This is a genomic window from Streptomyces sp. BBFR2, from assembly GCF_044497305.1.
Taxonomy (GTDB): domain Bacteria; phylum Actinomycetota; class Actinomycetes; order Streptomycetales; family Streptomycetaceae; genus Streptomyces.
Window position 1 is genome coordinate 4588644 of the sequence record NZ_CP172415.1, and the last position, 18501, is coordinate 4607144.

An 18501-nucleotide genomic window follows, 5' to 3' on the forward strand; every position below is an offset into this window, starting at 1 on the left:
GTGTCACTCCTTGTGGGAGAGGGCGCGGACGGTACGGGACGGGCTCGGCCGTCCGAGGGCCTCGGCCATCCACACGCTGGTGGCGGTGAGGGCGGTGAGGTCGACGCCGGTGTCGATGCCGAGGCCGTGCAGCATCCACACGAGGTCCTCGGTGGCGAGGTTGCCGGTGGCGGACTTGGCGTACGGGCAGCCGCCGAGGCCGCCCGCCGAGGCGTCGACGGTGGTGACGCCGTGCTCCAGCGCGGCCAGGGTGTTGGCCAGCGCCTGTCCGTAGGTGTCGTGGAAGTGCACGCCGATCCGGCCGGTCGCCACGTCCGCGCCGTTCAGCGCGGTCAGCAGCGCCCGGACGTGGCCGGGGGTGGCGACGCCGATGGTGTCGCCGAGGCTCAGCTCGTCGCACCCCATGTCGAGCAGCGCCCGGCAGACCCGCACCACCTGCTCGATCGCGACCGGGCCCTCCCAGGGGTCGCCGAAGCACATCGACAGATAGCCGCGGACGCGGACCCCGGCCTCCTTCGACCGGGCGACGACCGGCGCGAACATCGAAAGCGCCTCGTCGACGGTGCGGTTGAGGTTGGCCTTGGCGAACGATTCGGTGGCGCTGGCGAAGACCGCGACCGACCGCGCCCCGAGGGCGAGCGCGCGGTCCAGCCCGCGATCGTTGGGGACCAGCACCGGCAGCATCGCCGCGTCGAGATCCCCGAGCCGGGCGAACAGCTCCTCGGCGTCGGCCAGTTGGGGCACCCAGCGGGGGTGGACGAAGCTGGTCGCCTCGACGACGGGCAGCCCGGCGGCGGCCAGCCGGTGCACGAACTCCGCCTTGACCTCGGTCGGGACGACCGTCTTCTCGTTCTGGAGGCCGTCGCGGGCGCCGACCTCGTGGATACGGACGCGCGCGGGCAGCCCCCGCGCGGGCACCGTCATGGGCAGTCCGGAAGCCGTCATCGCGCCTGCTCCTCCTCGCCGTCGGCCGGGGTCTCGTGCGGGTCGACCACGGCCAGCACCTGGTCCATGGCGACGGTCGCGCCGGGGGTGACGTCCAGCGCGGTGACGGTCCCGGCGTGCGGCGCGGCGATGACGTGCTCCATCTTCATCGCCTCCACCACCAGCAGCCCCTGGCCCGCCCGTACCTCCTCGCCGACGGCGACCTTGACGACGGTGACGGTGCCGGGCATCGGCGCGGTCAGCGCGTCGGCGCCGTGCCCGCCGGCCGCGCCGAGCAGCGCCGCCGCCACCGGGTCGTGGTCGGTGACGTGCCAGGAGTCGCCGTCGCGGCCCAGCCAGTCGCCGGCGCGGTGGAAGGTGTGGACCACGCCGTCGACGGTGACCCGCACGGTGTCCGCCGTCACCTCGGCGCCGTCCGTGCCGGGCGGTACGTCCCGGGCGACCGGCTCCTGTCCGGGCAGCTTGAGCCAGTGCCGTACCGGGGCCGCCGGGCCGCCCGGCCGGAAGCCGTCCGGTACGCCGAACGGGTCACGCCAGCCGCCCGCGTCCACCGCCGGCTCCAGCGCCGCCTGCCGGACCGCCGCGGCCGCCGCGTACACCTCCTCCGGCACCCCGTCCGGCAGCAGCGCGGCCGCCTCCCGCTCCACCAGGCCGGTGTCCAGCTCGCCGCTCACCACGTCCGGGTGGGCCAGCAGGCGGCGCAGGAACCCGGCGTTGGTGGTGACGCCGAGGGTGACGGTGTCCGCGAGCGCGGCCCGCAGGGCGCGCAGCGCCGCCGCCCGGTCCGGGCCGTACGCGATGACCTTGGAGAGCATCGGGTCGTAGCGGCTGCCGACCTCCGCGCCCTGGGAGAGGCCGGAGTCGGTGCGGACCGCGCCGCCCCGCACCTCGCGCAGCAGGTGGACGGTGCCGCCGGTGGGCAGGAAGTCGCGGGCCGGGTCCTCGGCGCAGATCCGCGCCTCGACCGCGTGCCCGGCGAAGCCGATGTCGTCCTGGGTGAAGGGGAGCTGCTCGCCCGCGGCGATGCGGAGCTGCCATTCGACGAGGTCGAGGCCGCGCTCCCCGGCGACGGTCACGGCCAGCTCGGTGACCGGGTGCTCGACCTGGAGGCGGGTGTTCATCTCCATGAAGTAGTGGGCGGCGGGGTCCTTGCCGGGGACGATGAACTCGACGGTCCCGGCGCCGCGGTAGCCGCAGGAGCGGGCCGCGCGGACCGCCGCCTCGCCCATCGCGGCGCGCGTCGCCTCGTCCAGCAGCACCGACGGCGCCTCCTCGATCACCTTCTGGTGGCGCCGCTGGAGGGAGCATTCGCGCTCGCCGAGGTGGACGACGTTGCCGTGGCCGTCGGCGAGGACCTGGATCTCGATGTGCCGGGGCCGGTCGATCCACCGCTCGACGAGCAGCGTGTCGTCCCCGAAGGAGCCGCGGGCCTCCCGGCGGGCGGCGGCGATCTCCTCGCCGAGCAGCGCCTCCTCCCGCACCAGCCGCATGCCCTTGCCGCCGCCGCCCGCCGACGGCTTGAGCAGCACGGGCACGCCGATCTCGCGGGCGGCGGCGGCCAGTTCGGCGTCGCTCAGCCCGCTGCCGGAGGAGCCGGGGACGACCGGTACACCGGCCGCGCGCACCGTCTCCTTGGCGCGGATCTTGTCGCCCATCAGCTCGATGGCGGCGGCGGGCGGGCCGAGGAAGACCAGCCCGGCATCGGCGCAGGCGGCGGCGAACGCGGCGTTCTCGGCGAGGAAGCCGTAGCCGGGGTGGACGGCCTGCGCGCCGCTGCGGGCCGCCGCGTCCAGCAGCCGCTCGGCGGACAGATAGCTCTCGGCGGCGGGCGCGGGCCCGAGCCGCACGGCGGTGTCGGCCTCCCGTACGTGCCGGGCACCGGCGTCCGCGTCGCTGAAGACGGCGACGGAACGGATGCCGAGGGCGCGCAGGGTGCGGATGACGCGGACCGCGATCTCGCCGCGGTTGGCGACCAGCACGGTGTCGAACATGGTGGTGGGCATGGCCTTCGAAGTCCCTCTCGTGTGCGGCACGTCGCTCACATCCGGAAGACGCCGTAGCCGGGCGCCGCGGCGTCCCGGGTGGGCAGCGGGGCGTTGGCGCAGGCGGTCAGCGCCAGGCCGAGCACCTGGCGGGTCTCCAACGGGTCGATGACGCCGTCGTCCCACAGCCGGGCGCTCGCGTAGTAGGCGTTGCCCTGCGTCTCGTACTGCGCGCGGATCGGGTCCTTGAAGGCGTTCTCCTCGTCGGCGCTCCACTCCTCGCCGCGCGCCTCCATCTGGTCGCGTTTGACGGTGGCGAGGACGGACGCGGCCTGTTCGCCGCCCATCACGGAGATCTTGGCGTTCGGCCACATCCACAGAAAGCGCGGTGAGTACGCCCGGCCGCACATCGAGTAGTTCCCGGCGCCGTACGAGCCGCCGATGACGACGGTCAGCTTGGGCACGCGGGTGCAGGCGACGGCGGTGACCATCTTCGCGCCGTGCTTGGCGATGCCGCCGGCCTCGTACTGCCGGCCGACCATGAAGCCGGAGATGTTCTGGAGGAAGACCAGCGGGATGCCGCGCTGGTCGCACAGTTCGATGAAGTGGGCGCCCTTCTGGGCGGACTCGGAGAAGAGGATGCCGTTGTTGGCGACGATCCCGACCGGGTGCCCGTGCAGATGCGCGAAGCCGGTGACCAGCGTCTGGCCGTACTCCGCCTTGAACTCCGCGAAGCGGGAGCCGTCAACGAGCCGGGCGATGACCTCCCGGACGTCGTAGGGCGTACGGGAGTCGGCGGGCACCATGCCGTACAGCCCGGCCGGATCGGCCTTGGGCTCCTCGACGGGCCGCACCGACCAGGGCAGCGGCGGGCGGTCGCCGAGCGTGGAGACGAGGGTGCGGACGATCCGCAGTGCGTGCGCGTCGTCCTCGGCGAGGTGGTCGGTGACGCCGGAGGTCTTGGCGTGCACCTCGCCGCCGCCCAGCTCCTCGGCGGTGACGACCTCCCCGGTGGCGGCCTTCACCAGCGGCGGGCCGCCGAGGAAGATCGTTCCCTGGTTCCGCACGATGACCGCCTCGTCGCTCATCGCCGGGACGTACGCGCCGCCGGCGGTGCAGGAGCCGAGGACGGCGGCGATCTGCGGGATCCCGGCGCCGGACATCCGCGCCTGGTTGTAGAAGATCCGCCCGAAGTGCTCACGGTCGGGGAAGACCTCGTCCTGCATCGGCAGGAACGCGCCGCCGGAGTCGACGAGGTACAGGCACGGCAGCCGGTTCTCCAGCGCGATCTCCTGCGCCCGCAGATGCTTCTTGACCGTCATCGGGTAGTACGTGCCGCCCTTGACGGTGGCGTCGTTGGCGATGATCAGCGTCTCGCGGCCGGAGACCCGGCCGATCCCGGCGATCACCCCGGCGGCCGGTGCGGCGCCGCCGTACATCCCGTCGGCGGCCAGCGGCGCGATCTCCAGGAACGGCGAGCCCGCGTCCAGCAGGGTGTCGACGCGCTCGCGGGGCAGCAGCTTGCCGCGGGCGGTGTGCCGGGCGCGGGCGCGCTCGCCGCCGCCGAGCCGGGCGGTCGCCAGCTTCTCGCGCAGTTCGGCGGTGAGCGCGCGGTGCGCCGCCTCGTTGGCGCGCCAGGAGCCGGACGCCGGATCGGCGGCGCTCCCCAGCACCGGTGCCTGCTCCATCAGTACGCGCTCCCTTGTTCGGTCACCGCGGGCCGCCGCGAGGGCGGCCCGCGGTTAATGGCCGTTAACGTCGCTCCATTCAGGTTAACGACCACTAACCCCACTGTCTACAATTACGGTCATGAGCAACGCCCCAGCCCCCGCACCGACCAGCCGCCGCGAGCAGATCCTCAAGGAGGCGGCCCGGCTCTTCGCCGAACGCGGCTTCCACGGCGTCGGTGTCGACGAGATAGGGGCCGCCGTCGGCATCTCCGGCCCCGGTCTCTACCGCCACTTCGCCGGCAAGGACGCGATGCTCGCCGAACTGCTGGTCGGCATCAGTGAGCGGCTGCTGGACGGCGGCCGGATGCGGGTCGCCGAGGGCGGCGAGAGCCCCGCGGCGGTGCTGGACGCGCTGATCGACGGGCACATCGACTTCGCCCTCGACGACCGCCCGCTGATCACCGTCCACGACCGGGAGCTGGACCGGCTGCGCGAGGCCGACCGCAAGCGGGTGCGCCGCCTCCAGCGCGAGTACGTCGAGCTGTGGGTGACGGTCGTCCGCGAGGTGCACCCGGCCCCCTCCGAGACGGAGGCGCGCGCCGCCGTCCACGCGGTCTTCGGCCTCCTCAACTCCACCCCGCACCTGGCCCGCCCCGGCTCGCTGCCGGGCCGTACGGAGATGGCGCGGCTGCTGCGGCGGCTGGCGCTCGGGGCGTTCGGCGCCATGGCGGGCGCCGCCGGTGCGCCGTCCGGTGCGTGAGCGTCTCTGGACACCGTGCTGACCGGCCGGTAGCTTTCGCTGAGCAAGCGCTTAGCCAGCGATCCGGAGGAGGCGGCCGTGCGTCGCACAGTGTTCAACGAGGACCACGAGGCGTTCCGCGAGACCATCCGCGCCTTCATCGAGGCCGAGGTCGTACCCGTCTACGACCGGTGGATGGAGGTCGGCGCCGCCCCGCGCGACTTCTACCGCAAACTGGGTGAGCTGGGCGTCTTCGGTATCGAGGTCCCCGAGGAGTACGGCGGCGCGGGGGAGACCAGCTTCAAGTTCACCGCCGTCATCACCGAGGAGTGCGCCCGCGCCGGCGTCAGCTTCGGCGGCTCCAGCGTCCACACCGCGCTCTGCCTGCCCTACCTCCTCGCGTACGCCACCGAGGAGCAGAAGCAGCGCTGGCTGCCGCCGTTCGTCACCGGCGACATGATGATGGCCATCGCCATGACCGAGCCCGGCACCGGCTCCGACCTGGCCGGGATGAAGACCACCGCCAAGCTCTCCGAGGACGGCGGCCACTACGTCCTCAACGGCGCCAAGACCTTCATCACCGGCGGCGTCCTCGCCGACCGCGTCATCGTCTGCGCCCGCACCGCGCCCCCGTCGCCGGAGGACCGCCGCGCCGGGATCACCCTCCTCGTCGTCGACACCACCTCCGAGGGCTACGCCGTCGGCCGCAAGCTCGACAAGCTCGGCCTGAAGACCTCCGACACCGCCGAACTCTCCTTCACCGACGTCAAGGTGCCCGTCTCCGACCGGCTCGGCGAGGAGGGCAAGGCGTTCTCCTACCTCGGCCAGAACCTCCCGCAGGAGCGCCTGAGCATCGCCGTCGGCGCGTACGCGCAGGCCGCGGCGGCGGTGCGGTTCGCCAAGGAGTACGTGCAGCAGCGCGAGGTCTTCGGCAAGACCGTCGCCTCCTTCCAGAACACCAAGTTCGTCCTCGCCGACTGCCAGTCGGAGGTGGACGCGATGGAGGCGTTCGTCGACCGCGCCCTCGACACGCACGACGCCGGGGAGCTGACCGCCGCCGACGCCGCGTCCGTCAAGCTCTTCACCACCGAGCGCGCCGCCGTCGTCATCGACAAGTGCCTCCAACTGCACGGCGGCTACGGCTACATGCAGGAGTACCCGATCTCCCGCCTCTACGCGGACACCCGCGTCAGCCGCATCTACGGCGGCACCAGCGAGGTCATGCGCTCGATCATCGCCAAGTCGATGGGCCTGTGACCGCGGTCCGGTCCCGGCAGAACCTCTGAAACGGCGTACGGACCCGGCACCCGGTCGCACCCGGGCCCCGGGTCCGTACGCCGCATCGCACCCGAACGGAACCGCACGACGTGAACGACGCCCTCAAGGATCTGCTCGACCTGCTCGACCTGGAGCGGATCGACCAGGACATCTTCCGCGGCACCAGCCGGGCGTCCCTGGTGCCCCGCGTCTTCGGCGGGCAGGTCGCGGCCCAGGCGCTGGTCGCGGCGGGCCGTACCGTCCCCGCCGACCGGCCGCCGCACTCCCTGCACGCCTACTTCCTGCGGCCCGGCGACCCCGGCGCGCCGATCGTCTACACCGTCGACCGGATCCGCGACGGGCGTTCCTTCACCACCCGCCGGGTCGTCGCCGTGCAGCACGGCCGGCCGGTCTTCCACCTCTCCGCCTCCTTCCAGGTCCACGAGGAGGGGCTGGAGCACCAGGAGCCGATGCCGAAGGCGCCCGACCCGCTGTCGCTGCCGACCGCCGCCGAGACGCTGCCGGACTACGCGGACCGCTTCGTCGATCCGGACGGCCCCCGGCGGCTGCTGCGCGCCCGCGCCGCCGTCGATCTCCGCTACGTCGATCCGCCGCCGTACGCCACACCGGGGGAGCCGCGCGAGCCCCGCTCCCAGGTGTGGTTCCGCACCAACGGGTCGCTCGACGGTCTGCCGGCCGCCGCCGGCGGCGAGCCGTTCGCCCGTCCGCTGCTCGACATCTGCCTGGTCACCTACGTCTCCGACATGACGCTGCTGGACTCGGTGCTGCTCGCTCACGGGCGCGGCGGCTGGGTGGCAGGCGACATCGTCGGCGCGAGCCTGGACCACGCCATGTGGTTCCACCGCCCGCTGCGCGCCGACGACTGGCTGCTCTACGACCAGGAGTCCCCCACCGCCCAGGGGGGCCGCGGCCTCGCCCGGGGGCAGATCTTCACCGCCGACGGACGGCTGGCGGTCTCGGTGGTCCAGGAGGGCGTGGTCCGGGTGCCTCGGGGGGATTGAGCCGGGGTGTCCGGGGTGGGCCGGGCCCCGGGGGAGCGGGCCGGGTGCCCCGGGGCCGGGTGCCCCGAGGGTTGGTGTCCGGGCGGCCGGGGCGTACGGGGGGTGGTTCGCCCGTACGTCCCGGTGACGGTGTGTGGGGCGGTGGTCTGCCGGTCGGCCCGGTGGCCCGTCGGTCGCCCTGGCCCGTTCCGGCTCGGGGCCCGTCCCGTCCGTCGTCCCGTCCGTTCCGGTGCGGGTCAGAGCAGGCCGGCGGCCTTGAGGAGATACGCGGTCAGCGGGTCGTAGTGGCGCGGGCTGCGTACGTGGTCGTCCAGCGGGATCGTGACCCGCAGCGTGCCCTCGGCCTCGGCGAGGAAGAGCGCCGGGTCGTTGCAGTCGGCGAAGCCCACCGCCTCGATACCGCGCTGCGCGGCGCACCCGGCCCAGCCGTGGTCGGCCATCACCAGATCGGGCAGCGGGCGGCCGGCCCGCTCCAGCCCGTCGAGGACCGCGGCCATCGGCGCGGGGGAGTGGGTGTGCCACAGCGTCGCTCCGCGCTCCAGCATCGCCACCTCGCCGAACTGGAACACCATGCCGTCGTCGGCCTGGAGCCCGTCCGGCACCACGACGATCTCGCAGCCCTTGGCCCGCAGCGCCTCCGCGGTGGCCCGGTGCACATCGAGCAGTCCGCCCGGGTGCCCGGTGGCGAACAGCACCCGCTGCCGCCCCGCGGCGGCCTTGTGCAGCACCGCCGCCGCCCGCTCCAGCGCGTCGACCGTCAGCTCGGGATCGATGGTGTCCTGCCCACTGCGGTGGTGCGGGTCGTCGATGACCCCGCACCGCTCCGCCATCACGGCCAGGACGTCCTGTTCGTCCGTCCACCGGTCGCCCAGCTCCAGCCCGAACCAGTAGTGACGGTCGCCGTTGGCGAGCCGCCGGTAGTGGGAGAGGTTGTTCTCCCGGGGCGTGGCGACGTCACCGGCGATCCGGGTCCGTACGAGATGGTCGACGAGTTCGGCGCGGGTGGGGACGGCGTCCACGGTGGGTATCGGCATGGCGCCATTGTGCCCGCCGCGGGTGACGGCGGGGGGTACACCGGTCTCCGGGGCCTTGGGGACGCCTTCGGACGGTGCGTTACGTGGCGAAGGCGGCGAGGGCGTCCTGCATCCGCGTCGGGTCCGGCTCTTCGAGCGGGTGGTGCCCCACGCCGTCGAACAGGGCTTTCCCGGCTGGGATTTCCGTGTTCGGGAGAGGCCGGGTGGCGAGGGCGGAGGCCGGGCCGGGGCCGGTGGACCGGCGGGAGGCGGTTCGGGCCGGGCTGGGGATGGGGCGTGCCGGGGCTCGGGTCGGCGGGGGCGATGGGGCCCGGGCCGGGCTCGGGGCCGGGCCGGGCGTGCGGCTTCGGGGGCCGTGGGGGCGGTGGGTTACCGGGGCCGGGGGCGGTGAGGTGGCGGTGGCGGGTGGTTCGGGCCGGCGTCGGGAGAACGGGGGGCCGGGCCGGGGGTGGTCTCGAAGGGCGGGCGGGGCCCTGTGGCCGGCTCGGGGCCGGGGCTGTGTCGGGCCGGGGGCCGGGGCTGTGCCGGGCCGAGGTCGGCGGGGGCAACGGGGGCCCGTGCCTGGGCCGGGGGTGGGCCGGGCGCGCGGCCTCGGTGGCCGGGGCGGGGCAGTGGGTTTCCGGGGCCGGGGCGTTGAGATAGCGGGTGGTTCGGGCCGGTCTCGGGGGGGCGGGGCTGGGGCCGGGCGTGCGGCCTCGGTGGCCGGGGGTGGGGCGGCGTGCTTCCGGGGGCCGGGGCCGGTTGGTATCGGGTGGGTCGAGGCCGACATCAGTGATGAAGGGGGTCCCGTGCCGGGGCTGGTCGGCCTCGGGGGTGAAGAGGATGCCGGGTCCGAGGGCGGGGGCGCTGTGCCGGGCTCCGGCCGGGCGCGCGGCCTCGGGGGCGAAGGGGTGCCGGGCCTGGAGCGAGCGGGGCTCTATGCCGGGCTCGGGCTCCGGCCGGGCGCGCGATCTCGGCGGCCGGGTCCCCGCCTGGACGTTCCGTCGAACAGCTCGGGGCCGGCTCACGTAAATGTCCATCCCCCGGCGCTTCCGGGCTCTCTACTCTCGCCCTCATGACCACCGCATCCGCCGCCGCGTCCGGCCCCGTCGGCCCCACCGACTCCTCCCGTGTCCCGCGTTACGCCGGGCCCGCGACCTTCGCTCGACTGCCCCGCCTCGACCAGGTCGGCGCCGCCGATGTCGCGGTGGTCGGCGTGCCCTTCGACACCGGTGTCTCCTACCGGCCCGGCGCCCGCTTCGGCGGCAACGCCATCCGTGAGGCGTCCCGCCTGCTGCGCCCGTACAACCCGGCGCAGGACGCGTCGCCCTTCGCGCTGGCGCAGGTCGCGGACGCGGGTGACATCGCCGCCAACCCGTTCCACATCAACGAGGCGGTCGAGACGATCGAGGCGGGCGCCGACGATCTGCTCTCCACCGGCGCCCGTCTGATGACGCTCGGCGGCGACCACACCATCGCGCTGCCGCTGCTCCGCTCCGTCGCGAAGAAGCACGGCCCCGTCGCCCTGCTCCACTTCGACGCGCACCTCGACACCTGGGACACCTACTTCGGCGCCGAGTACACCCACGGCACGCCGTTCCGCCGCGCCGTCGAGGAGGGCATCCTCGACACCTCCGCCCTCTCCCACGTCGGCACCCGCGGCCCGCTCTACGGCAAGCAGGACCTCACCGACGACGAGAAGATGGGCTTCGGCATCGTCACCTCCGCCGACGTCATGCGGCGCGGCGTCGACGAGATCGCCGACCAGCTCCGCCAGCGCATCGGCGACCGTCCGCTCTACATCTCCATCGACATCGACGTCCTGGACCCCGCGCACGCCCCGGGCACCGGGACCCCCGAGGCCGGTGGCCTCACCAGCCGCGAACTCCTGGAGATCCTGCGCGGCCTGGCCTCCTGCCACCTCGTCTCCGCCGACCTCGTCGAGGTCGCCCCGGCCTACGACCACGCGGAGATCACGTCGGTGGCCGCCTCCCACACGGCGTACGAACTCACCACGATCATGGCGCGCCAGATCGCGGCGGCACGCGGCTGACACGACGGAGGGGAGCGGACGGGCGACGGCCGCCGATGCTGTCGCCCGTCCGCCATTTCCGCGCCTTCACCGTCCGCCTTTTCCGGGCCTTCGAGGGAGACGGGCCCCGATGGGCCGCGCACCCCGATGGGCGGCCGGCCCGGTGAACGGTCCCGGGGCCGGCGGGTGGCCCGGCACCGCCGTCGACCGCGGCCCGGCCCCGGGCCCAGCCGCACCCGGAAGACGGTGCTCACTCAAGGGCCAGGTACTCGGGCGACGGGTGGGCGAGTTCGGGGTGATTCACCGTGTACCGGTCGCCGTGGATCGCGAGCATCGCCCAGTGCCACGCCTCGTCGTGAAAGATGAGTCCGCGGTACGGGGCGTCCTCCGGCTCGTACGGGTACCGCTCCAGGGCGGCTTCCCCGGCCTCCGCAGGCGTCAGCCCGCCGTGCCGCCGCATCACCCACGTGTAGCCGCGCCGCTCGGCCCGCAAACAGTCGAGGTACTCCGCCTCACTCCATGTCACGGCCCCACGCTGGACACCCGCTACGGGAACGAGTTCCGGGGCCCGGGCGACCGCGCCCGCCGGGGCTGCGCACCTGCCGCGCGGGCCTGAGCCTGTGCCGCTCGGCGGCCCGCGCGTGCTCAGGCGGGCGTGGCGTGTCCGGTGGCGCGCGGCGAGCGGGGTCGGCGGGCCGGGCGGGATATCCGCGAGCCGGGGGCCGGGGTAGCCGCGGGCGGGCCCGGGGGTGTGGCGACGGTGGTGCCGATACGGCCCTGGAGCAGCCGGGACAGTGCGGCGTGGACGTCCTCGACCGTGCGGTGCGGCTGGAACGACTGCCAGTCGAGGGCGGCCACCAGCACCATGCCCAACAGGGCGGACGCGGTGAGCGGGACGTCGATCTCCTCGCTCAGCTCCCCGGCGTCGACTGCGTCCCGCAGGACGGACTCGACGACGGTCAGCGCGCGGCCGCGCACCGACCGCAAGGTGGTGCGCCAGCTTCGGTTGGTACGCCACAGCTCGGCGACGTACAACTGGGTGAGCGCGGGTGCGCCGGCGATGAATTCCAGGCCGGCGCGGATCATCGCGTCCACCGCGTCGATATGGGTGCCGCCGCGCGCCGTCGCCTCGTCGGACGCCTGGCGCAGGGAGGCCGCGAGCAGATCGATGCCGTCCCGCAGCAACTCCTCGAAGAGGACGTTCTTGCTGGTGAAGTTGTAGTAGACGGTGCCCTTCGCGACCCCGGCGCGCTCGGCGATCTCGTCCACCGTGGTGGCGGAGAAGCCCTGCTCGGCGATGAGCGTGACGGCGGCCTCGAAGAGCTTGCGGCGGGTGCTCTCCCGCCGGGCGGCGCGGGAACCCGCCGCGGGGGCGGTGCCGTCACCGGCACCGCCCCTACGGCCTGTGGCGGTGTCGGTCACAGGCTGAGTTCCGGATGCAGATCCTTCATCCGGACGACCTGCCGGCCCCGCGCGGTCAGCGAGGTCAGGGCCAGCGAGGCGACGGTGAAGACCGCCAGCACGATGCTGCCCTGGGTGACGACCGAGAGGTCGCCGCCGGTGATCAGACGGCGCAGCCCGTCGACGACGTAGCTCATCGGCAGGAACGGGTGGATCGCCGCGAAGAACCCGGGGCTGGTCTGCACCGGGTAGGTGCCGCCCGCCGAGGTGAGCTGGAGCATCAGGATGACCAGGGTGAGCACCCGGCCCGCCGGTCCGAAGACTGCGCTCAGCAACTGGATCAGGGCGGTGAAGCACGCCGTCGCCAGCAGCAGATAGCCGACCGTGGCGGTCGCCCGCGCCATCTCCAGGCCGAGACCCCAGTGGAGTACGGCCATCAGCGCCAGCACCTGGGCCACGCCGATCGCGAAGGCCGGGAGCCAGGAGCCGAGGGCTATCCGCCAGCCCGGCGCGCCCGCGGCGAGCGCCCGCTTGCTCAGCGGCTGGAGCAGCATGAAGGCGACCATCGCGCCGACCCACAGGGACAGCGGGATGAAGTACGGGGCGAGGCCCGTGCCGTAGTTGGGCGCCTTGTGCATCGACTTGGCGGCCAGCTCGACCGGGTCGGCCATGACCTCGGTCCGCGCGTCGCGCTGCTTCTTGTCGTAGTCGGGGATCTTGTCGACGCCGCTGTTCAGGCCGCTGGCCAGTTGGTTGGAGCCGTCCTTCAGCTTGTACAGGCCGCCGTTGAGGGAGACCGCGCCGTCCTTCAGCTTGCCCAGGCCGCCCGCGAGCTGGTCGGTGCCGGTCTTGGCGTCACCGATGCCGTTGTGGACCTGGCCCGCGCCGTCGGCGAGATCGCCCGCGCCGTCGGCCAGCCGGCCGCTGCCGTCGGCGATCTTGGCGCTGCCGTTGGAGAGCGCGCCCAGCCCGGTGGCGAACCGCTCGGCGCCGTCGGCCACCTGGTGCGCCCCGGCGTTCAACTTGTTGATCTGCGCGATCTGGCCGTCGGCGTTCTTCGCGAGGGCCGGCACCTGCTCGGCGACCATCACCGCGCCCTGGTGGATCTCGCGCAGCTTGGCGCGCTGGGCGCCGAGGTCGAGGCGGGAGAGGGCGCTGTCGACCTTCTCCGCCGCGTCCGCCGCGGCGGCGGTACCGGCGGCGACGCCCTTCAGCTCCGGGCACTCGGCGTTGATGGACCCGGCGGTGCACTGCTTGCGGTAGACCGCGGCCGCGTCGTCGGCCGCCTGCCGTGCCTTGGCCGCGGCGGTCTTGGAGTTGCCCGGCAGCGTGCCCAGGTCGTGGTCGAGGGCCTCGGTGAGGTCGGCGACGAACCGCGCCCCCTTGGCGATCTCCTCGCTGTGCTTCTTGAGGTAGGGGAGATCCTTCTTGGCGAGGCCGTTGACCGCCGTGGCGAGCTGCTGGGTGCCGTCGGCGACCTGCCCGGCGCCCTTGCTCAACTGCTTGGCCTTGGTCTGGGCCTGGCCGATGCCGGAGTGGAGATCCGAGGCGCCCTTGCCGAGCTGCCCGGCCTTGTCGTGCAGGGTGTCGGCGCCGTCGCTGACCTTGCCCGAGCCCTCGTCGAGCTTGCCGAGGCCGCCCGACAGCTTGCCGGTGCTCTCCTCGGCGGTACCGAGCCCGTCGGCGAGCTTGCCCGCGCCCTCCTTGGCGTCGTGCAGCCCGTCGTCCAGCTTTCCGGCGCCGTCGGCGGCCTTCTGCGTCTGGTCGTGGAGGTCGGAGAAGGAGACGAAGATCTTGTCGAGGAACTGCCGCGAGGACTTCGCAGACGTCTTGGCCCGGATCTCCGAGAACACCGTCTTGGAGATCGAGCCGACGATGTAGTTGTTGGCGTCGTTCGTACGGACCTGGAGCGCGCCGGTCTGCGGGGAGTCCCCGCCGCTGGACGCGATGCGCTCGCTGAAGTTCGAGGGGATCGTCAGCGAGAGGTAGTACCTGCCGTCCTCCAGGCCCTTCGCCGCCTCACCGGAGCCGACCTCCTGCCAGTCGAACGTGTCGCTGTCGCGGACGCTCTTGGCGAGCTGGGAGCCCGCGTCGAGCTGCTTGCCGTCGGCCGTGGCGCCCTTGTCGTCGTTGACGAGGGCGACCGGGATCTTGTCCAGGCGGCTGTAGGGGTCCCAGAAGGAACAGAGGTAGAGCGCTCCGTAGAGCAGGGGGATCAGCGTGAGAGCGATGATGCCGAGCCGGGGGAGTGTGCCCCGGCCGAAACGCCTCAGCTCAAGCGCGGCCAGTTTCGGCGAACGCATGCGCTGTTTCCTCCTCGTGGGTGTCGGCCGGGCCCTGCGGGCCGGCGGTGGTCGTGGCATCGGTGGTGGCGCCCGGTGCGGCCGTGGCGCCGGAATCCGTACGGACGATCAGGGCGTCCTCGGGGGCGTCGCCGGCGACGGCGACGACGGTGGTGCCCGCCGCCGCCAGCTCGCGCAACAGGCCCCAGATCTGCTCGCGTTCGGCGGCGGAGAGCTTGAGGTCGATGTCGTCGACCGCGAGCAGATGCGGCTCGTGCAGCATGCCGAGCGCCAGGGACAGCCGCAGCGCCTCCGGGCGTTCGAGGTCGCGGACGGCGGTGTTCAATCCCTTCGGCAGGGTGTCGGGGTCGAGGCCTACGGCCGCCAGGGCGGCCTCGATCCGGGCCCGGCGCTCCTCCTTGTGGCGACGGCCCCAGGAGAGCCCGCCGAGCGGGGAGCCCTTGAGCCGGCCGACCAACAGGGCCTGCTCCCTGAGGTGTTCGGCGACGGTGAGGGCCGGCTCCAGCTCGGCGACGCCCGGAACGTGGGCGACCGCCGTCCGGCCGCGCACCGCGCCCATCCGCTTGGGCAGCGGGAAGCCCGCGACGGTGGCCTGGCCCTCGGCGAGCCGCATCCGGCCGGTGAGAGCGAGCAGGAGGCAGGTGCGGCCGGAGCCCGAGGGGCCCTGCAGCGCGATCAGCGCACCGGGCTCCGCGGAGATGTCGACACCTCTGAAGGCCCATCCGCGCGGTCCTTTGACGCCGATCCCCTTGGCGATGACCGCCGCCCCTTGACGGGTGGTGTCCACTGCCCCTCCTTTGATCTGACTGGTCAGTCTAAAAGTTTGCCGCATCGATCTCCGCTTGACCAATCGGGGCCCTGTCAAATGCCCGATTTCGGTGCGCTCGGCGGCGCGACGTGCTTAAGGTCACCCCTGACGTCGCAAGGACGCCGCGATATCCCCAGGAAGCGGCCCGCGCCGGGCAGTTGCGGAGCAGGGCCGCACACGGACGACGGAGAGCGATGAATCACACGGCACGGCATCCGGCGTACCCACCATCCCCCGAGCGTCACCCCGTGGTCCGCGTGGCCGCCCGCTCCCGCAGGGTGCTCGCGCCGCTCCTCGCGGCGGCCCTGCTCGCGGCCTCGGCCCCCGCGTCGGCCACCGCGCAGCCCCGGGCCGCCGCGCCCGGCGCCGCCCCGCGCGCCGGGGCCGACCGGGGAGCACGCTGCGGCAACGGCCCGGACTGGACAGCGAGTTCGACCCGTATCGACCCCGAGGACAGCCACCACGCCTACGTCGGCAACGGCTACCTCGGCCAGCGCGTCCCACCCAACGGCACCGGCTATGCCGCCCCCGGCGGTGCCACCGGCTGGCCGCTGAAGACCCCTGCCTACGACGGATCGTTCGTCTCCGGGCTCTACGCCAAGGGCCCCGCGAACGTCGAGGGACGGCAGGCCGTCGCGGCGATCCCCACCTGGACCACGCTCGACGTGACCGCCGGCGGGGCAGGCGCCGAGACCTACTCCTCCGCCACCCCCGCCGCCCGTGTCTCCCACTACCGGCAGACACTCGACCTGCGCTGCGGCTACATCCGGACCTCCCTCACCTGGACCACCGCCGACGGCCGCGCCACCGACCTCGTCTACGACGTCCTCGCCGACCGGACCGATGCCCACACCGGCGCCGTCCGCCTGCGGATGACGCCGCACTGGAGCGGCACGGCGACCGTCACCGACACCCTCGACGGCCGTGGCGCCCGCCGGATGAAGGCCACCGGATCCGCCTCCGCGCACGGCACCATGGACGTCGCCTTCCGCACCGACGGCACGGCCACCGACGGCGCCGTCGCCTCGACGCTGCGCCCCGGACCGCGGGTCCACGCCCGCCCGGCCAGGCTCCCCGCCCGCACCTCCGGGCTGACCAACCGGCAGCGCGTCACCTTCCCCGTCCGCAGCGGCCGCGGCTACGAACTGACCAAATACATCGGCGTCGACACCGCCCTGACCTCCCGCTCGCCCCGCGCCGCCGCCCGCTCGGCGTCGCTGCGGGCCGCCGAACGGGGCTGGCCGGCGCTCTTCGCCCGGCACACCGCCGCCTGGCGCGCCCTGTGGCGCAGCGATATCGAGGTGGCCGGCCGGCCCGAGCTGCAGTCCTGGCTCCGCTCGGCGCAGTACGGACTGCTCTCCGCCACCCGCGCCGGAAACCGCAACAGCATCGGCCCCACCGGGCTGACCAGCGACAACTACGCGGGCCAGGTCTTCTGGGACGCCGAGACCTGGATGTACCCGAGCCTGCTGGCGAGCCACCCCGCACTCGCCCGGTCGATCGTCGACTACCGCTACCGGACCCGTGCGGGCGCCCGCGCCAACGCACGCAAGCTCGGCTACGACGGGCTGTTCTACTCCTGGACCAGCGGCAGCAACGGCGATCTGTGGACCGAGTGCCATAGCTGGGACCCGCCGCACTGCCGCACCCAGAACCACCTCATGGGCGACATCTCCCTCGCGACCTGGCAGTACTACCTCGCCACCAAGGACACCGCCTGGCTGCGGTCGCGCGGCTGGCCCGTACTCAAGGGCATCGCGGAGTTCTGGGCCTCCCGCGCCACCCGTAACGCCGACGGCAGCTACTCCGTCAAGAACGTCGCCGGTCCGGACGAGTACAGCAACGGCGTTGACGACGGGGTCTTCACCAACGCGGGCGCCGCCACCGCGCTGCGCCACGCCCTGCGCGTCGCAGCCGTCCTCGGCGAACCCGCCCCCGCTGCCTGGCGCACCATCGCCGACAAGCTGCGCATCCCCTACGACGCCAAGAACAAGGTCTTCGCGCAGTACGCCGGATACCGGGGCACCACCATCAAGCAGGCCGACACCGTGCTGCTGATGTACCCCCTGGAATGGCCCATGACCACACAGCAGGCGGCGGACACGCTCGACTACTACGCGGCCCGCACCGACCCGGACGGCCCGGCCATGACCGACTCCGTCCACGCCATCGACGCCGCCGCCCTCGGCGAACCCGGCTGCGCCGCCTACACCTACCTCCAACGGTCCATCAAGCCGTTCGTCCGCGGGCCGTTCGCGCAGTTCTCCGAGGCGCGCGGTGACAAGGCGGGCGCCGAGGACCCGCACGCCGGACAGCCCGCCCAGGACTTCCTCACCGGCAAGGGCGGCTTCCTGCAGACCTTCACCCACGGCCTGACCGGGCTGCGGCTGCGCGAGAACGCCGTGCACCTCGACCCGATGCTGCCGCCGCAGCTCTCCCGCGGCGTCACCCTGCGCGGCCTGCGCTGGCAGGGGCGGACCTACGACGTGGAGATCGGCGCGCACCGCACCCGTGTCCGGCTGACCGCCGGTGCGCCGCTGCCGATCGAGACGCCGCAGGGCACCGGGACGGCCCGCCTCGGTCGGCCCGCCGTCCTCACGACCCGGCGGCCCGACCTCACACCCACGGACAACGTCGCACGCTGCACCCCGGCGACGGCGACGTCCGAGGAGCCGGGGATGTACGCGGGCGCCGCCGTGGACGGCAACACCACCACCGCGTGGGTGCCCGACGCCGCCGACGGCACGCTCACCACCGACCTCGGCCGCGTCACGACCGTCGGGCAGATCACCCCGCACTGGAACGCGACGAGGCCCGTCGCCTACACCGTGCAGGTCTCGCGGGACGGCAGCCACTGGACCGGCACCGGATACGCGGGCCGCACCCCGGCGCGGTACGTCCGCGTCACGGTCCACGGCGATCCGCGGCCGAACCCCGACGGGACGCCGAAGAAGCGCCCGGGCATCGCCGAACTGACGGTGGACGAAGTCGCCGGAGAGGGCCGCGCCGGGAACTGACCCGCACCGCCACCGCCGCGCCTTCCGGGGGCGGTCGGACCGGGACCCGCAGCCCGGCCGCCCCCGCACGCCGCCTGTGTCACGGTCGGCCGGATATCGCGCCCTCCGCACGGCCGGCCGTACCCCCTCCCTGCCCGCGCACGTGGAGAAGAGCGCCGACCAGCAGGCCGAAGGGGACGGTGCCGTACCACCCGGGCGGTACCGCTACGTGACTGAAGAGGCCGCCGCTGAAGAGGCCGCGTGGGCGATTCCGTGTTCTCATGTCACTCAGCGTGACGGCTGGTGGGCGCGGACACCATCAGGGATGTCCCT

At 73.6% G+C, this 18501-nt stretch carries 13 protein-coding genes; 5 read left to right on the forward strand and 8 right to left on the reverse strand.

Features of this window, described 5'->3' with window-relative positions; translation table 11 throughout:
• Positions 1 to 3 precede the first annotated feature (3 nt).
• The 3 genes from ACGH2B_RS18705 to ACGH2B_RS18715 are packed head-to-tail and all read right to left on the reverse strand — an operon-like array spanning position 4 to position 4615.
• The gene (locus tag ACGH2B_RS18705) at positions 4 to 945 is read right to left on the reverse strand and encodes a hydroxymethylglutaryl-CoA lyase (protein ID WP_399090724.1); all 942 of its coding nucleotides are present in this window, start codon (positions 943 to 945) and stop codon (positions 4 to 6) included.
• Positions 942 to 2948 carry a biotin carboxylase N-terminal domain-containing protein gene (locus tag ACGH2B_RS18710; RefSeq protein WP_399090727.1) on the reverse strand — a complete coding sequence of 669 codons (2007 nt, stop codon included), beginning with the start codon at positions 2946 to 2948 and terminating at the stop codon, positions 942 to 944. Before ACGH2B_RS18710 ends, ACGH2B_RS18705 begins: the two co-directional genes overlap by 4 nt.
• 35 nt (positions 2949 to 2983) lie before the next feature.
• Positions 2984 to 4615, reverse strand: coding sequence for a carboxyl transferase domain-containing protein (locus ACGH2B_RS18715; RefSeq protein ID WP_399090730.1), 1632 nt, complete (start codon positions 4613 to 4615; stop codon positions 2984 to 2986).
• A 121-nt stretch (positions 4616 to 4736) separates the two neighbouring features.
• On the opposite strand from ACGH2B_RS18715, the gene ACGH2B_RS18720 reads away from it, so the two are divergent.
• The 3 genes from ACGH2B_RS18720 to ACGH2B_RS18730 all read left to right on the forward strand — a co-directional run bounded on the left by ACGH2B_RS18720 (position 4737) and on the right by ACGH2B_RS18730 (position 7615).
• Positions 4737 to 5357 (forward strand): TetR/AcrR family transcriptional regulator, encoded by a 621-nt coding sequence (locus ACGH2B_RS18720; protein ID WP_399090733.1) that lies wholly within the window; start codon positions 4737 to 4739, stop codon positions 5355 to 5357.
• Positions 5358 to 5435: 78 nt separating this feature from the next.
• Positions 5436 to 6593, forward strand: a complete 1158-nt coding sequence (locus ACGH2B_RS18725; RefSeq protein ID WP_399090736.1) for an acyl-CoA dehydrogenase family protein — start codon at positions 5436 to 5438, stop codon at positions 6591 to 6593.
• A gap of 110 nt (positions 6594 to 6703) precedes the next feature.
• Complete coding sequence (locus ACGH2B_RS18730) at positions 6704 to 7615, forward strand: acyl-CoA thioesterase (protein ID WP_399090739.1); 912 nt, start codon at positions 6704 to 6706, stop codon at positions 7613 to 7615.
• 236 nt (positions 7616 to 7851) lie between these two features.
• Here ACGH2B_RS18730 and ACGH2B_RS18735 read toward each other — a convergent pair whose 3' ends face one another.
• The gene (locus tag ACGH2B_RS18735; protein WP_399090742.1) at positions 7852 to 8649 is read right to left on the reverse strand and encodes a phosphatase; all 798 of its coding nucleotides are present in this window, start codon (positions 8647 to 8649) and stop codon (positions 7852 to 7854) included.
• 1054 nt (positions 8650 to 9703) lie between these two features.
• Here ACGH2B_RS18735 and speB point away from each other — a divergent pair.
• Positions 9704 to 10681 (forward strand): agmatinase, encoded by a 978-nt coding sequence (gene speB, locus ACGH2B_RS18740; protein WP_399090745.1) that lies wholly within the window; start codon positions 9704 to 9706, stop codon positions 10679 to 10681.
• Positions 10682 to 10910: 229 nt separating this feature from the next.
• On the opposite strand, the gene ACGH2B_RS18745 is transcribed toward speB, so the two are convergent.
• The 4 genes from ACGH2B_RS18745 to ACGH2B_RS18760 form a co-directional block, all read right to left on the reverse strand.
• On the reverse strand, positions 10911 to 11186 hold the full coding sequence (locus ACGH2B_RS18745; protein ID WP_399090748.1) for a hypothetical protein: 276 nt from the start codon (positions 11184 to 11186) through the stop codon (positions 10911 to 10913).
• A gap of 119 nt (positions 11187 to 11305) precedes the next feature.
• The gene (locus ACGH2B_RS18750; RefSeq protein WP_399090751.1) at positions 11306 to 12082 is read right to left on the reverse strand and encodes a TetR/AcrR family transcriptional regulator; all 777 of its coding nucleotides are present in this window, start codon (positions 12080 to 12082) and stop codon (positions 11306 to 11308) included.
• Positions 12079 to 14364: a YhgE/Pip family protein gene (locus ACGH2B_RS18755; RefSeq protein ID WP_399090754.1), complete on the reverse strand. Its 2286-nt coding sequence runs from the start codon at positions 14362 to 14364 to the stop codon at positions 12079 to 12081. The genes ACGH2B_RS18750 and ACGH2B_RS18755 overlap by 4 nt, the downstream gene beginning before the upstream one ends.
• On the reverse strand, positions 14336 to 15151 hold the full coding sequence (locus ACGH2B_RS18760) for an ATP-binding cassette domain-containing protein (protein WP_399090757.1): 816 nt from the start codon (positions 15149 to 15151) through the stop codon (positions 14336 to 14338). The genes ACGH2B_RS18755 and ACGH2B_RS18760 overlap by 29 nt, the downstream gene beginning before the upstream one ends.
• A 215-nt stretch (positions 15152 to 15366) precedes the next feature.
• On the opposite strand from ACGH2B_RS18760, the gene ACGH2B_RS18765 reads away from it, so the two are divergent.
• Positions 15367 to 18189, forward strand: a complete 2823-nt coding sequence (locus tag ACGH2B_RS18765) for a discoidin domain-containing protein (protein WP_399090760.1) — start codon at positions 15367 to 15369, stop codon at positions 18187 to 18189.
• The last annotated feature ends 312 nt before the right edge of the window (positions 18190 to 18501 follow it).